The organism is Brevundimonas sp. Root608 (assembly GCF_001427825.1).
In the GTDB taxonomy this organism is placed as follows: domain Bacteria; phylum Pseudomonadota; class Alphaproteobacteria; order Caulobacterales; family Caulobacteraceae; genus Brevundimonas.
On the sequence record NZ_LMGT01000010.1, the window covers coordinates 15,319 to 28,772 of the forward strand.

Sequence of the window (13,454 nt, forward strand, 5' to 3'; positions counted from 1 at the left end):
CGGGCTTTCAGACGAAAAGGGCGACCAGCACCATGACCAGACCGACGAAGGCGACGAGCCAGGCGAGGGTGCGGACATAGGGCGTGCCGAAGGCGTAGAGCGGCAGATAGATCAGCCGCCCGAACAGATAGAGGTGGGCGCCGACCAGGGTCAGCGTCTGGCCGTCCTTACCGGCGATATGCGCCATGATCACGGCGGCGGCGAAGATCGGCAGGGTTTCGAACAGATTGGCCTGGGCGCGGATCAAACGGCCCGCCAGCCTGCCCGGCGCCGGGACCTCGCCGTCGCGCGGCCCGGCGTTCCACTTCAGCCCCAGCTCGGCCGTGCGCGCCGAGGCTGCCCAGCCGATCTGGACGATCGCCAGCACCAGGGTGAAGGCCAGCGCGATGAATTCCGGCGTCATATCCATGACGTGAGCCTCCCCGCTCATCCCTGACGATAGTTCGGCGCTTCCCGCGTGATCATCACGTCATGGACGTGACTCTCGCGCAGGCCGGCGCCGGTGATGCGCACGAACCGCGCGCGGTCCTGAAGTTCGGCGATATTGGCGGCGCCGACATAGCCCATGGCGGCGCGCAGGCCGCCGACCATCTGGTGCAGCACCGGGGCGATCGGCCCCTTGTAGGGCGTCTGGCCCTCGATGCCCTCGGGCACCAGCTTCTGGGTGTCTTCCACTTCCTTCTGGAAATAGCGGTCGGCCGAGCCGGCGCCCATGGCCCCGACCGAGCCCATGCCGCGGTACGACTTGTAGGACCGGCCCTGGTACAGGAAGACCTCGCCGGGACTTTCGTCCGTGCCGGCGAACATCGAACCCATCATGGCGCAGGACGCCCCGGCGGCGATAGCCTTGGCCAGGTCGCCCGAATATTTGATGCCGCCGTCGGCGATGACCGGCGCGCCGGACTCCTTCGCCGCCCGGACGGCCTCCATGATGGCGGTCAGCTGCGGCACGCCGACGCCCGCGACGATGCGGGTGGTGCAGATGCTGCCCGGACCGATGCCGACCTTCACCGCGTCGGCGCCCGCGTCGATCAGGGCCCGCGCCGCGTCATAGGTGGCGACATTGCCGGCGATGATCTGGATGCGGTTGGATTCGCGCTTGATGCGCTCGACCACGCGGCTGACCTGGATCGAGTGGCCGTGGGCGGTGTCGATAACGACCACGTCCACGCCCGCTTCCGCCAGCGCCATGGCCCGTTCGTAGCCGGCGTCGCCGACGGTCGAGGCGGCCCCGACCAGCAGCCGGCCCTGGTCGTCCTTGGCCGCGTGCGGGTGGGCCTGGGCCTTCTCGATGTCCTTCATCGTGATCAGGCCGGTGGCGCGATAGTCCTCGTCGACGACGATGACGCGCTCGATCTTGCGGTCGCGCAGCAGCGCCCTCGCCTCGTCGCGTCCGGCGCCCTCGCGCACCGTAACCAGGTCGCCCGTGGTCATCAGCTCGATGGCCTTGCGGTTCGGATCGGTGTCGAAGCGCATGTCGCGGTTGGTCAGGATGCCGACCAGCTTGCCGCTGACGGGATCGACCACCGGGAAGCCGGATATCTTCTTCTTGGCCACGATGGCGCGGATCTCGCCCAGCGTGGTCTGCGGCGTGATGGTCACCGGATTGATGACCATGCCGCTTTCGTAGCGCTTCACCTCGCGCACCTGATCAGCCTGTTCCTCGACCGTCATGTTGCGGTGGAGCACGCCCAGACCGCCGGCCTGGGCCATGGCGATCGCCAGCCGGCTTTCGGTGACCGTGTCCATCGCCGACGAGGTCAGCGGGATGTTCAGCCTGATGTCGCGGGTGAGCTTCGTCGAGACGTCCGCATCCGCGGGCATGATCTCTGACGGGCCGGGTTCCAGCAAAACATCGTCGAAGGTGAGCCCTTCGCGTATCTCCATGAGGAGTCTCCGTTTTGCGGGCCGCGTATAGCGGTGAGCGGCAGGGAACCGCAAGGCCTGCCCGCCCTTATCGTCGCGATAAGAACAATTGGCTTGCCGGATGCGGCGCCCACCCCACATCTGGGAAACCCATGGTCCGCACGCTCATCAGCACCGCCCGCCGCCTCGCACTCAAGATCGCGAGCTATGGCGTGATGCACCTGGTGGTCGCCGTCCTGGTGGCCTTCGCCATCACGCGCGACTGGCGGCTGGCGCTGGCCGTCGGGGTTGTCGAGCCCTTCTTCCAGACCATCGCCTATTCGATCCACGACCGCGTCTGGCACCGGATCGAGCGGCGGCGGATGCTCTCGGGCCTTGAGGAGGCGTCGGAGGCCTTCACCGCCCGCCTGCAGATCATGGCCCCCGAGGAGCAGACCCGCGCCCACGGCCACCACGGCCACAGCCACGCCCTGCCCCGCTCGCTCAAGCAGATCGCGCTGAAGTCGGTCACCTACGGGGTGATGCATTTCGTCGTGGCGGTGACGGTGGCCTTCGCCCTGACCCGCGACTGGCGGGTGTCGCTCGCCATCGGCATCATCGAGCCGCTGGTGCAGACCGTGTTCTTCACGGTCCACGACCGCGTCTGGACGCGGATCGAGGCGCGGAAGGCCAGGCGGGCGGCGGAGATGGCGGCCGTCTAGGGGCTGAAATACCCGGTGTTGGAACAGCCCGGACGCACCGCTCCGGCCGTGCCGCGATCATCAACGCACAGCGCCGAAGTCAGACCCAGTCCGGCCGCGGCTCCTCCATCCGCCGTCCAGACGATCCTGTCGGCCAGAACCCCGATCAGGGCGGCGCCGTTCATTCGCGCGAGGTTATTGTTGGCCTCGGCGCCCAGATTGATGACCAGCACGGAATAGGCCGGGTCTTCTTCGTCGTCATATCTGCGAACCCCGGGATGAGCCGACAGGAAGGCGTTCAACCCGCCCGGAAGCGAATCGCCCGGCCGTAAAGTGGCGAACAGGGCCGCGCCCTCAAGGCGATTGGCCTCCCGTTCAGCGTTCAGGCCCCGCAGCCGCCAGGCGAACGGCAGCAGGGACAGACCCTGAAGCAAGCCGGCGTCATCGCGGGCGGCCGGGGCGGGAAACTGGACGATGAGAGCGGGCTCGCACAGGTGGGCCAGAATTGCGCCGTCCGGAGCTTTCAGATCGACGCGCCGGTCCAGGAAGGCGTCGCCGTCCGACAGAGGCAGCCGACCGGGCGCCGCCGACAGCCACGGGTCCCGGTTCTCCTGCATGACCCGCCTGAGGCGGTCGCGACCGGTTTCGTCCGGCCGCGCCGGCGCGGCCTCGATCACCGGCGGGTTGAGGACTGAGACGACGACGCCGTCGCGCGCCACGACATAGACGGCGGCGACACGGCGATAGCGCGCCGCGCTACGGCTGCTGGCGAACAGCGGGACGCGGCTGTTCCCCAGTTCGGTCAGCAGCTCAGGCGGCACGAGGCTGACGTCGCATCTCAGCGGATGAGGCGCGGGCGGGGTCAGTTCGTCGGCCGGATAGATATCCAGCCGGCTTCCGCCCCGCATGATCGTGATTGCGGGTGCGGGGTCACGGGTCGCGCCCAGCCGGGACGCCACCTGCGCCACGGGCCGACCGATCAGCTCGGCGACCGGCGCGGCGGCCGCCACGCCCGGGCTCTGGACGGCCGATAACCCGAGCAGGAGCGCCGCCAGACTCATCGCCGGTTCATCGCCACCAGGAAGACCTCGGCGCTGTCCTTCCGGCTCGACTCGGGCTTGACGTATTTGACCGTCTCGAACTCCGCCCGCAGCCGGGCCAGCACCCCGCCGGCGTCGCCGCCCTGGAAATTCTTCGACACGAAATGCCCGCCGGGCTTCAGCGTGCGGATGGCGAAGTCGGCGGCGATCTCGATCAGGGCGATGATCTTCAGGTGGTCGGTCTGGCGATGGCCGACGGTGTTGTGGGCCATGTCGGACAGGACCAGATCGGGCGGCCCGCCCAGCAGATCGATCATCTGCTGATCGACGCCCGGATGGGTGAAGTCGGCCTGGATCATGATGGCGCCGGGCACCGGCTCGACCGGCAGCAGGTCGACGCCGACCACCGCGACCGCGCCGCGCTTGACCGCCACCTGGGCCCAGCCGCCCGGCGCGGCGCCCAGGTCGATGACCCGGCTGCCGTGTTTGATCAGGTGGAAGCGGTCGTCGATCTCCAGCAGCTTGAAGGCCGCGCGGCTGCGCCAGCCCTCGGCGCGGGCGCGCTCGGACCATTTGTCGGACAGCTGACGCTTGATCCACTGCTGGCTGGACATCGACTTGGTGTCCGCCGTCTTCATCTTGGTGCCCATGCCGCGCCCGGCGGCGGTCCCGCCCGAGGGCGGACGCACCATCCGTCTGCGTTCTGCGGGCTTTTCTTCGTCAGTCATCGCATCCACATAGCCCCCGACGGGTTTGCGGGCTATGCACCCGCGATAATTCACAAGGAGCGCGCCGATGGCCGACGAAACCCTCACCTTCACCCTCGACACCGGCGACGGCGTCGACCGCGACGTGGTCATCAAGCTGCGCCCCGACCTGGCCCCCGGCCACGTGGCCCGCATCACCGAACTGGCAAAGGAAGGCTTCTACGACGGCGTCGTCTTCCACCGCGTCATCGCCGGCTTCATGGCCCAGGGCGGCGATCCGACCGGCACCGGCACCTCGGGCTCGAAGAAGCCGAACCTGAAGGCCGAATTCTCGAAACAGCGCCACGCCCGTGGTGTCTGCTCGATGGCCCGCACCTCGGACCCCAACAGCGCCAACAGCCAGTTCTTCATCTGCCTCGACGACGCCTCCTTCCTCGACGGCCAGTACACCGTCTGGGGCGAGGTCATCGAAGGCATGGAGCACGTCGACGCCCTGCCCAAGGGCGAACCGCCGCGTTCGCCGGGCAAGATCGTCAAGGCGACGGTGGGCTGAACAAAAGGGCCGCTCCGGATAGGGGCGGCCCTTTTTGCATTATCACCCGTCCGTCACCCTCGGGCTTGACCCGAGGGCCAGACCGTCCGGTGCTCCGTAGAGGGTGGGAGGGATACGGCCGGCGTGCGATCCCGAACGCACAGCCTGCCTCAACCTCTGATCCTCGGGTCAAGCCCGAGGATGACGGTTGGGGGTGTCGCTACTCGATCTCCACCACCTCGACCCGCGCCCCGTTCAGCACCAGCGCGATCTCGCCGCGCTTGAGCTTCAGCGCGTCCTCGCCGAACAGCTGGCGCCGCCAGCCCTTGAGGGCGTCGACGTCGGCCTCGTCGTCGAGGGCGATCTTCTCGAGGTCGGCGACATTGGCCAGCAGCTTGGTCGCCACGCCGGCGTTGTCGCTCTTGGCCTTCAGCAGCACCTTCAGCAGTTCGACCACCGACGGCGGGGCCGGCTGGTTGTGGGCCGGGCGCTCCAGCTTGGGCGCATGGGCCTCCGGATCGGCCAGCACGCGCTTCAGTTCGGCCGACAGCTCCACGCCCAGACGCGAGGCGCCGAAACCCTTGGGCACGGACCGCAGGCGGTTGAACGCGTCGGGATCGGTCGGGCCCTGGGCCGCGATCTCGTCGATGGCCTCGTCCTTCAGGATGCGCCCGCGGGGCTGGTCGCGCTCCTGCGCCGTGCGCTCGCGCCAGACGGCGGTGGCGACGAAGGCCGACAGGTATTTGGCCGAGAATTTCTTGGGCTTCAGGCGCTTCCACGCCTTTTCCGGGTCGGTGTCGTACAGGGCCGGATCGGTCAGATCCTCCATCTCGGCCATGACCCAGTCCAGACGACCTTCCTTCTGCAGCCGGTCGCGCAGCTTGGGATACAGGGCCGCGAGGTGGGTCACGTCGCCGAGGGCATAGATCAGCTGGGCGTCCGACAGCGGGCGGCGGGCCCAGTCGGTGAAGCGGCTGCCCTTGTCGACTTCCTGACGCAGCATCTGGCGCACCAGCGCCTCGTACGACACCTGGTCGCCGAAGCCTGCGGCCATGGCGGCCACCTGGGTGTCGAACATCGGCTTGGGCATGGCGCCGAGCTTGACGAAGATTTCCGTATCCTGACGCGCGGCGTGGAAGACCTTGATGATCTTCGGATCGCGCAGCAGGTCCAGGAACGGCTCCAGGTCCAGCCCGTCGGCCATCGGGTCGATGATGGCGGCGTCCGTGGCCGACGCCGCCTGGATCAGGCACAGGCGCGGCCAATAGGTCGTCTCCCGCATGAACTCGGTGTCGACGGTGATGAAGGGCTGGTCGGCCAGGAGCTTGCAGAAATCGCGAAGCGCCTCGGTGGTGGTGATCGGCGTCATTCGGATGCTATAGCCCCGCGCGACAGGGTTGTGGCAAGAGCCGCCGCAGAAAACCTCCCACTGATTCAGGCCCGTGACCGATGAGCGACACCTCCGATTCCCGGAACGACGGCCTCAGGAACGGTCTGACCTACGCCGACGCGGGCGTGGACATCGACGCCGGCGAGATGCTGGTGGACGCCATCAAGCCGCTGGCGAAGTCGACACGCCGTCCGGGCGCCGAGGCGTCGCTGGGGGGATTCGGGGCCCTGTTCGACCTCAAGGCGGCCGGGTTCGAGGATCCGCTGATCGTCGCCACCACCGATGGCGTCGGCACCAAGCTGAAGATCGCCATCGAGACGGGCCGCCATGACGGCGTCGGCATCGACCTGGTCGCCATGTGCGTCAACGACCTGCTGGCCCAGGGCGCCGAGCCGCTGCTGTTCCTCGACTACTACGCCACCGGCAAGCTCGAGATCGACGCCGCCCGGCGCGTCGTCGCCGGAATCGCGGAGGGCTGCCGCCAGGCCGGCTGCGCCCTCGTCGGCGGCGAAACGGCCGAGATGCCCGGCATGTACCAGGGCGGCGACTACGACCTGGCCGGCTTCTCGCTCGGCGCGGTCGAGCGCGGCCACGCCCTGCCGTATCTGGACCGGCAGGCGGCCGGCGACGTCATCATCGGCCTCGCCTCCTCGGGCCCGCACTCGAACGGCTATTCCCTGATCCGAAAGGTGGTCGAGAAGTCCGGCCTGGCCTGGGGCGACGACGCTCCGTTCGCCCGGGACCGCACCCTGGCCCAGGCCCTGATGGAGCCGACCCGCATCTATGTGAAGCCGGTGCTGCCGCTGATGAAGGCCGGCCTGATCAAGGGCGCGGCCCACATCACCGGCGGCGGCCTGATCGAGAACCCGCCGCGCTGCATCGCCGAGGGTCTGCAGGCCAGCTTCGACTGGGACGCCTGGCCGATGCCGCACGTGTTCCAGTGGCTGGGCGAGGCCGGCGGGATTTCGGATCATGAGCTGCACCGCACCTTCAACTGCGGCGTCGGCTTCATCCTCGTGGTCGCCCCCGAGAACGTCGAGCCGGTGCTGGCGGGGCTGCTCACCGCCGGCGAAGTCGCCTTCGTCTGCGGCCAGCTGGAAGCCGCCTAGGTCCCCCCGGCGTCGAGGCTGCTGAAGGTCACCCGCACGACGGCCGCCGCGCCGGGGTTCTGCCGCAGCGACACGGTCACCCCGCCCCTGGTCCAGATCGGCCGCTCGGCCGGCAGGCCCGCCTCGGCGGTGAAGCCCTGTTCGCGCATGACCGGCGTGACCGACGCCCGCGCGCCGTCCAGGCCGCCGCGTCGCGCCTGAATGACGCAGACCCGGTTCAGATTGCCGTCCTGGCGGCTGCCTTCGGTCGTCAGCCGCAGCAGATGGGCCTCGTCGCCGCTGCGGAAGGTGCGCGTGTCGTCATCCGGCGCGGGGGTCTCGACGAAGCCGAGGAACTCCAGCCCCGCCGTGTCGCTGGTCTCGCCGGTGACATAGGGCAGGCAGACGTCGACCAGAACGCTGCGGGTCAGGTCGGTCGGCGGAGCGGGCGCGGCGACAAGGGCGGCGGCGAGGACGAGGGCAAGCATGGATCGAGACTCCGGAGCGGTCCGTCCACTGTTTCCGAGGCCATGACCAAGCGCAAGCGTCGCGGCCGCGGCCGTTGACCGGGGCCGGCGCGACCGGCAAGGTCCGCGCCTTCCCCGTTTTCGTGAGGTCGCCGATGCGTGCGCTGTCTATCGCCCTGGCCGGGCTGATGCTCGTCTCCGCATCCGGCGCCTCGGCGCAGACCGCGGCCGGGCAGGAGCAGGCCCTGCTGCATCAGCTGGCCGGCGAAATCCGGCCCGAACGGATGCGCGCCGACATCGAGGCCTTGGTCGGATTCGGCACCCGCCACACCATGTCGGAGACCCGGTCCGATACGCGCGGCATCGGCGCGGCGCGGCGCTGGGCGCAGGGGCAGTTCGAGGCGATCAGCCGCGACTGCGGCGGCTGCCTGACCGTGGTCACGCCCTCCGACACCGTCACCGGCCCCCGCGTGCCCACCCCGACCGAGGTGGTGAACATCGTCGCCATCCAGCGCGGCGCCGGCGACCCCAACCGGGTCATCATCATCTCGGGCCACATCGACTCGCGCGTCACCGACGTGATGAATTTCACCGCCGACGCCCCCGGAGCCAATGACGACGCCTCGGGCGTGGCCGCCGTTCTGGAGGCGGCGCGGGTGCTGTCGAAGCACCGCTTCGACGCGACCCTGGTGTTCGCCGCCCTGTCCGGTGAGGAACAGGGCCTGCTGGGCGGCAAGATCCTGGCCGACTACGCCCAGGCCCAGGGCTGGCGCGTAGAGGCCAATCTGAACAACGACATCGTCGGCAATTCCGAGGGCCAGTCGGGCGTGCGCGACACCACCCGCGTCCGGGTCTTCTCGGAAGGGACGAAGACTGTTGAAACCGAGGCCCAGGAGGAGCGCCGGCGCTACAACGGCGGCGAGGTCGATTCCTCCTCGCGCAACCTGGCGCGGTTCGTGGACGGCATGGCCGACCGCTACCTCGCCAATTTCGACGTCGATCTCATCTACCGGACGGACCGCTACGGCCGCGGCGGCGACCAGGTCGAGATGCTGCGCCACGGCTTCCCGGCGGTGCGCATTTCCGAGGGCGCAGAAAACTACGACCGCCAGCACCAGGATCTGCGGGTCGAGGACGGCGTCCACTACGGCGACACCCTCGACGGCGTGGACTTCGCCTATCTGGGCCAGGTCGCGCGGCTGAACATCGTCGCCATGGCCGCCCTGGCCAACGCCCCGGCCAGCCCGCTGGGCGTGACCATCGAGGGCGCGGTCAAGCCGGACACCACGATCAAGTGGCAGGCCGTGCCCGGCGCGGCCGGCTACCGCGTCTGGTGGCGCTCGACCACCGCGCCGCAGTGGACCCACAGCCGCTGGGCCGGATCGGCGACCGAGCTGGTCCTGCGCAACATCGTCATCGACGACTGGTTCTTCGGCGTCTCGGCCGTGTCCGAGGACGGCTACGAAAGCCCTGTCGTCTTCCCCGGCCCCGCAGGTTCGTTCGTCTCGGTCGGCGACCCCGCCCCCCGCCCGGCCAACTGATGCCCGCCGGCAGTCCCGGCCGCGTACGCGTGGCCGTCCTGATCTCGGGCGCCGGCTCGAACATGGCGGCCCTGATCGACGCCGGCCGCGAGGCCGCCGCGCCCTTCGAGGTGGTCCTGGTCCTGTCCAACCGGGCGGACGCGGGCGGCCTTGCGGTCGCCTCGGCCAAGGGCGTGGCGGTCGCCGTGGTCGACCACGCCCCCTTCGGCAAGGACCGCGCGGCGCACGAACAGGCGATCCAGACCGCGCTGGAGACCCACGCCGTCGAGGTCGTGGCCCTGGCTGGCTACATGCGCCTGCTGACGCCCTGGCTGGTCGGACGCTGGACCGGACGGATGCTCAACATCCACCCCAGCCTGCTGCCGAAATACCCGGGACTGGACACCCATGCCCGCGCCATCGCCGCGGGCGACGCCGAGGCCGGCTGCTCGGTGCATCTGGTCACCGAGGGCGTGGACGAAGGCCCGGTCCTGGCCCGGGCAGCGGTTCCTGTGCTGGCCGACGACACGTCGGCCTCGCTGGCGCAGCGGGTCCTGGCGGCCGAACACGCCCTCTATCCGCGGGCGCTGGGCGATTTCTGCCGGCGCGGTTGACCTCAGGCCCGTTCGGCCCGGACCTCGGCCCGGCGCACCGCCAGCGTCAGCCCCGCCACCACGGCGAAGGCCGGCCACAGCGCCAACACGTCAAGGCGCAGGAAACTGATCGCCCCGATGGCCCCGCCCACGGCCAGGCCCACCCACAGCATCAGGAACGGAGTCCACTCCCAGCAGGCGCCGCCGTGCAGGGCGCTGGCGATCCGCTGGCCCATCCGCACCAGGGTCCCGGTCATATAGGTCAGGCCGACTCCGACGTCGCCTTGGCGCTGGAACACCGCATTCTCGACCCCCATGGCCATCACCACGGCCACCATGCCCGCCTCCCGCCAGCCCATGGCGCAAAGCCCCGCACCGGCCAGCAGCAGGACCGACTCGACGGCCAGAACCGCCGATCGCCGCCCCTCGCCGAAACGCCGGGCCACGGTGGCGCCGATCACCACCCCGACCACGAACAGGGCGATGAGGCCGAAGGCGACCCCGGCCTGCTCCCATTGGCCCATGGCGAGGCCGACGCCCAGCCGGGTCGAATTGCCGCTCATGAAGGAGACGAAGAACCCGCCCAGGGTCATGAAGCCGACGGCGTCGACATAGCCGGCCAGGGCCGACAGGGTCGCGGCGAGCATCACCCCCCTGCGGCTGTAGTCCTTCATGACGAATCCCCCGGCGCGCCGGCAGGCTGACACGAAAACGGCCGGATCGTCACCGATCCGGCCGCTGGCGGTCTGTGTGGCGTGACCCGGATCAGCCGACGATCTGGTCGTCGGTGAAGAACTGGGCGATCTCGATCCCGGCGTTCTCGATCGAGTCCGAACCGTGGACCGAGTTCTCGCCGATCGACAGGGCGAACTGCTTGCGAATTGTGCCGTCGGCGGCGTCCTTCGGATTGGTGGCGCCCATGACTTCGCGGTACTTGGCCACGGCGTTGTCGCCTTCCAGCACCTGCACCACGACCGGCTCGGCGGTCATCTGGCCGACCAGCTCGCCGTAGAACGGGCGCTCGGCGTGGACTTCGTAGAATTTCTTGGCCTGGGCCTCGGTCAGCTTAACGCGGCGCTGGGCCACGATGCGCAGGCCCGCGCCCTCGATCACGGCGTTGATGGCGCCCGTCAGGTTGCGGCGCGTGGCGTCGGGCTTGAGGATCGAGAAGGTGCGTTCGGTCATGGAGGTGACTTCTTGTTGGGAGATTGAGGGTCGCGGGCTTATAGCGGCGCCCTCCCCGGTTTCCAACCGCCACACAATTTTGCCCTTTTCGCGCGCCGCAAGGCCGTTCGATGCGTCAGGGGTCGCCCGAGATCACGACCGACCATGCTCCAGATCACCGACCTGACCTTCAACGCCTGGGGCCGCAAATTCCTCGAGGATGCCTCCGTCTCCCTGCCGCCCGGCTCCAAGGTCGGGCTGGTGGGCCGCAACGGCATCGGCAAATCGACCCTGTTCAAGCTGATCCTCGGCGAACTGGCCGCCGGCGGCGACGAGATCAGCCTGCCCAAGACCGCCCGCATCGGCTCGGTCGACCAGGAGCACCCCGCCACGCCCGTCAGCGTGCTCGAGACCATCCTCGAGGCCGATGTGGAACGCCACAGCCTGCTCGGCCGCCTCGAAACCGCCGAGCCGGAGGAGATGGGCGAGATCTGGACCCGGCTGATCGAGATCGACGCCGACGCCGCCCCGGCCCGCGCCGCCGAAATCCTCGTCGGCCTCGGCTTCGACCAGGAGAACCAGCAGCGGCCGATGTCCGAGTTCTCCGGCGGCTGGCGCATGCGCGTCGCCCTGGCCGCCGCCCTGTTCGCCGAGCCGGACATGCTGCTGCTCGACGAACCGACCAACTATCTCGATCTGGAAGGCGCCCTGTGGCTCGAGGCGCGGCTGAAGAAATACCCGCACACGGCCCTGATCATCTCCCACGACCGCGAGATGCTGAACGAGGTCTGCACCCACATCCTGCACCTCGCGAACCGGACGCTGGAGCTCTACACGGGCAACTACGACCAGTTCGAAAAGGCCCGCGCCGAAAAGGCCCGGCTGCAGATGTCGGCCAAGGCCAAGCAGGACGCCGAGCGCGCCCACCTCCAGGCCTTCGTCGACCGCTTCAAGGCCAAGGCCTCCAAGGCCGCCCAGGCCCAGTCGCGGATGAAGCGTCTGGCCAAGATGCAGCCGGTGGCCACCACCATCGAGGAACGCGTCGCCCCCTTCATCCTGCCCTCGCCGCCGCGCCCCCTGGCCCCGCCGCTGATCCGGCTGGAGCGCGCCAATGTCGGCTACGAGCCCGGCAAGCCGATCCTGCGCAATCTCAACCTGCGCATGGATCTGGACGACCGCATCGGCCTGCTGGGCGTCAACGGGGCCGGCAAGTCGACCTTCGCCAAGATGATCGCCGGGGCCCTGAACGTCTCCGAGGGCGAACTGCACCGCGACCGCAAGATGCGCGTGGGCTGGTTCCACCAGCACCAGATCGAGGCCATGGACCCGACGGACACGCCGCTGGAGATCATCCGCCGCGCCATGCCCGACGCCCCCGAGAGCGCCCGCCGCTCCAAGCTCGCGCAATGGGGCCTGGGCTATGAGAAGCAGGAAACCACCGTCGCCAGCCTGTCGGGCGGCGAGCGCGCCCGCCTGCTGCTCAACCAGGTGGCCATGGACGCGCCGCACATCCTGATCCTCGACGAACCGACCAACCACCTCGACATCGACAGCCGCCGCGCCCTGCTCGACGCCCTCAACGACTACTCCGGCGCCGTCATCCTGATCACCCACGACCGTTCGCTGATGGAGATGGTCGCCGACCGCCTGTGGCTGGCCGCCGACGGCACGGTCAAGCCGTGGGACGGCGACATGGACGACTACGCCAAATTCGTCCTCGACCGCGCCAAACAGGCGGCGGTGAAGCCGACTCAGATCAAGGACGAGACGGCCGCCGTCGCCGCGCCGGCTTCCAGCAACAAGGGCAAGAAGAACGACAAGAAATCAGGCCCTTCACCCTCGACCCTGCGTCACGCGGTGAAGAAGGCCGAGGAGCGGATGAGCCAGCTCACCGCCGAGATCGCCCGCATCGACGACGACATGGCCAACGCCTCGGTCAGCAACCCCAAGGCCCTCGAAGGCCTGACCCGCGCCCGGGCGAAGACGCAGACCGATCTGGACAGCGCCGAACAGGCCTGGGTCGCGGCGGAAGAGGCGTTGGCCGAGGTAAGCTGAATCCCACCTCCTCTCCCGATGGGAGAGGGCTTGAGCATACGGCGGCGTAGCCGTCGTCCTGGCGCGAAAGGGTCAGGGTCGCCTGTCGCCGCGGCTTCGCCGCTTCCATCACCGGCCCCTCATCCGGCCCTACGGGCCACCTTCTCCCATTGGGAGAAGGATCGGGGACTGTGCGAGCAATCCGTCGCCAGCCAGACGACTTCCCGCAGCTAGCCCTTTGATCTCACTGCGCCACTTCAAAGGGGCAGCGTCATTTCCCCGCCATAGGACCACCTCGCACTAAACTCCTTCCCGTCCATCGCAGGGCACGCCCAGAGTCCGCCAAGTCCGAATTGTCCGCCTGTTTTCGAGC

The 13,454-nt window shown here is 69.1% G+C and carries 14 protein-coding genes; 6 read left to right on the forward strand and 8 right to left on the reverse strand.

Features of this window, described 5'->3' with window-relative positions:
* Positions 1 to 7 precede the first annotated feature (7 nt).
* The gene (locus ASD59_RS13015) at positions 8 to 409 is read right to left on the reverse strand and encodes an MAPEG family protein (RefSeq protein ID WP_327019547.1); all 402 of its coding nucleotides are present in this window, start codon (positions 407 to 409) and stop codon (positions 8 to 10) included.
* Positions 410 to 426: 17 nt separating this feature from the next.
* The gene (guaB, locus tag ASD59_RS13020; RefSeq protein ID WP_055832373.1) at positions 427 to 1,887 is read right to left on the reverse strand and encodes an IMP dehydrogenase; all 1,461 of its coding nucleotides are present in this window, start codon (positions 1,885 to 1,887) and stop codon (positions 427 to 429) included.
* Between the two features lie 131 nt (positions 1,888 to 2,018).
* Here guaB and ASD59_RS14075 point away from each other — a divergent pair, with 131 nt between their 5' ends.
* On the forward strand, positions 2,019 to 2,567 hold the full coding sequence (locus tag ASD59_RS14075; protein ID WP_082560205.1) for a DUF2061 domain-containing protein: 549 nt from the start codon (positions 2,019 to 2,021) through the stop codon (positions 2,565 to 2,567).
* Here ASD59_RS14075 and ASD59_RS13030 read toward each other — a convergent pair.
* A complete protein-coding gene (locus ASD59_RS13030; RefSeq protein WP_055832375.1) occupies positions 2,564 to 3,607 on the reverse strand; it encodes a hypothetical protein in 1,044 nt (347 codons plus the stop codon). The two genes, ASD59_RS14075 and ASD59_RS13030, sit on opposite strands and share 4 nt — an antisense overlap.
* The gene (locus tag ASD59_RS13035; RefSeq protein WP_055832378.1) at positions 3,604 to 4,314 is read right to left on the reverse strand and encodes an RlmE family RNA methyltransferase; all 711 of its coding nucleotides are present in this window, start codon (positions 4,312 to 4,314) and stop codon (positions 3,604 to 3,606) included. The genes ASD59_RS13030 and ASD59_RS13035 overlap by 4 nt, the downstream gene beginning before the upstream one ends.
* Positions 4,315 to 4,381: 67 nt before the next feature.
* On the opposite strand from ASD59_RS13035, the gene ASD59_RS13040 reads away from it, so the two are divergent.
* The gene (locus ASD59_RS13040; RefSeq protein ID WP_055832380.1) at positions 4,382 to 4,846 is read left to right on the forward strand and encodes a peptidylprolyl isomerase; all 465 of its coding nucleotides are present in this window, start codon (positions 4,382 to 4,384) and stop codon (positions 4,844 to 4,846) included.
* A gap of 199 nt (positions 4,847 to 5,045) precedes the next feature.
* On the opposite strand, the gene rnd is transcribed toward ASD59_RS13040, so the two are convergent.
* Positions 5,046 to 6,194 carry a ribonuclease D gene (gene rnd, locus ASD59_RS13045; protein WP_055832382.1) on the reverse strand — a complete coding sequence of 383 codons (1,149 nt, stop codon included), beginning with the start codon at positions 6,192 to 6,194 and terminating at the stop codon, positions 5,046 to 5,048.
* Positions 6,195 to 6,274: 80 nt separating this feature from the next.
* On the opposite strand from rnd, the gene purM reads away from it, so the two are divergent.
* Positions 6,275 to 7,324 carry a phosphoribosylformylglycinamidine cyclo-ligase gene (purM, locus tag ASD59_RS13050; RefSeq protein WP_055832384.1) on the forward strand — a complete coding sequence of 350 codons (1,050 nt, stop codon included), beginning with the start codon at positions 6,275 to 6,277 and terminating at the stop codon, positions 7,322 to 7,324.
* Here the strand turns inward: purM and ASD59_RS13055 are convergent.
* Positions 7,321 to 7,791, reverse strand: coding sequence for a hypothetical protein (locus ASD59_RS13055; RefSeq protein ID WP_055832385.1), 471 nt, complete (start codon positions 7,789 to 7,791; stop codon positions 7,321 to 7,323). The genes purM and ASD59_RS13055 overlap by 4 nt on opposite strands.
* A 134-nt stretch (positions 7,792 to 7,925) precedes the next feature.
* Between ASD59_RS13055 and ASD59_RS13060 the strand changes: the two genes are divergently transcribed.
* Complete coding sequence (locus ASD59_RS13060; protein WP_055832531.1) at positions 7,926 to 9,311, forward strand: M20/M25/M40 family metallo-hydrolase; 1,386 nt, start codon at positions 7,926 to 7,928, stop codon at positions 9,309 to 9,311.
* Entirely contained in the window at positions 9,311 to 9,904 is a 594-nt protein-coding gene (gene purN / locus ASD59_RS13065) for a phosphoribosylglycinamide formyltransferase (protein ID WP_055832387.1), read from the forward strand. The genes ASD59_RS13060 and purN overlap by 1 nt, the downstream gene beginning before the upstream one ends.
* A 2-nt stretch (positions 9,905 to 9,906) precedes the next feature.
* On the opposite strand, the gene ASD59_RS13070 is transcribed toward purN, so the two are convergent.
* Both ASD59_RS13070 and ndk read right to left on the reverse strand, forming a co-directional pair.
* Positions 9,907 to 10,557, reverse strand: a complete 651-nt coding sequence (locus tag ASD59_RS13070; RefSeq protein WP_055832389.1) for a YoaK family protein — start codon at positions 10,555 to 10,557, stop codon at positions 9,907 to 9,909.
* Positions 10,558 to 10,648: 91 nt separating this feature from the next.
* On the reverse strand, positions 10,649 to 11,068 hold the full coding sequence (ndk, locus tag ASD59_RS13075) for a nucleoside-diphosphate kinase (RefSeq protein WP_055832391.1): 420 nt from the start codon (positions 11,066 to 11,068) through the stop codon (positions 10,649 to 10,651).
* Positions 11,069 to 11,212: 144 nt separating this feature from the next.
* On the opposite strand from ndk, the gene ASD59_RS13080 reads away from it, so the two are divergent.
* Complete coding sequence (locus ASD59_RS13080) at positions 11,213 to 13,102, forward strand: ABC-F family ATP-binding cassette domain-containing protein (protein ID WP_055832393.1); 1,890 nt, start codon at positions 11,213 to 11,215, stop codon at positions 13,100 to 13,102.
* The last annotated feature ends 352 nt before the right edge of the window (positions 13,103 to 13,454 follow it).

What these genes read in the sequence shown, in the direction of transcription:
- ASD59_RS13015 (WP_327019547.1), bottom strand. Translation starts at nt 409, where the DNA reads ATGGATATGACGCCGGAATTCATCGCGCTGGCCTTCACCCTGGTGCTG.
- guaB (WP_055832373.1), bottom strand. Translation starts at nt 1,887, where the DNA reads ATGGAGATACGCGAAGGGCTCACCTTCGACGATGTTTTGCTGGAACCC.
- ASD59_RS14075 (WP_082560205.1), top strand. Translation starts at nt 2,019, where the DNA reads ATGGTCCGCACGCTCATCAGCACCGCCCGCCGCCTCGCACTCAAGATC.
- ASD59_RS13030 (WP_055832375.1), bottom strand. Translation starts at nt 3,607, where the DNA reads ATGAGTCTGGCGGCGCTCCTGCTCGGGTTATCGGCCGTCCAGAGCCCG.
- ASD59_RS13035 (WP_055832378.1), bottom strand. Translation starts at nt 4,314, where the DNA reads ATGACTGACGAAGAAAAGCCCGCAGAACGCAGACGGATGGTGCGTCCG.
- ASD59_RS13040 (WP_055832380.1), top strand. Translation starts at nt 4,382, where the DNA reads ATGGCCGACGAAACCCTCACCTTCACCCTCGACACCGGCGACGGCGTC.
- rnd (WP_055832382.1), bottom strand. Translation starts at nt 6,194, where the DNA reads ATGACGCCGATCACCACCACCGAGGCGCTTCGCGATTTCTGCAAGCTC.
- purM (WP_055832384.1), top strand. Translation starts at nt 6,275, where the DNA reads ATGAGCGACACCTCCGATTCCCGGAACGACGGCCTCAGGAACGGTCTG.
- ASD59_RS13055 (WP_055832385.1), bottom strand. Translation starts at nt 7,791, where the DNA reads ATGCTTGCCCTCGTCCTCGCCGCCGCCCTTGTCGCCGCGCCCGCTCCG.
- ASD59_RS13060 (WP_055832531.1), top strand. Translation starts at nt 7,926, where the DNA reads ATGCGTGCGCTGTCTATCGCCCTGGCCGGGCTGATGCTCGTCTCCGCA.
- purN (WP_055832387.1), top strand. Translation starts at nt 9,311, where the DNA reads ATGCCCGCCGGCAGTCCCGGCCGCGTACGCGTGGCCGTCCTGATCTCG.
- ASD59_RS13070 (WP_055832389.1), bottom strand. Translation starts at nt 10,557, where the DNA reads ATGAAGGACTACAGCCGCAGGGGGGTGATGCTCGCCGCGACCCTGTCG.
- ndk (WP_055832391.1), bottom strand. Translation starts at nt 11,068, where the DNA reads ATGACCGAACGCACCTTCTCGATCCTCAAGCCCGACGCCACGCGCCGC.
- ASD59_RS13080 (WP_055832393.1), top strand. Translation starts at nt 11,213, where the DNA reads ATGCTCCAGATCACCGACCTGACCTTCAACGCCTGGGGCCGCAAATTC.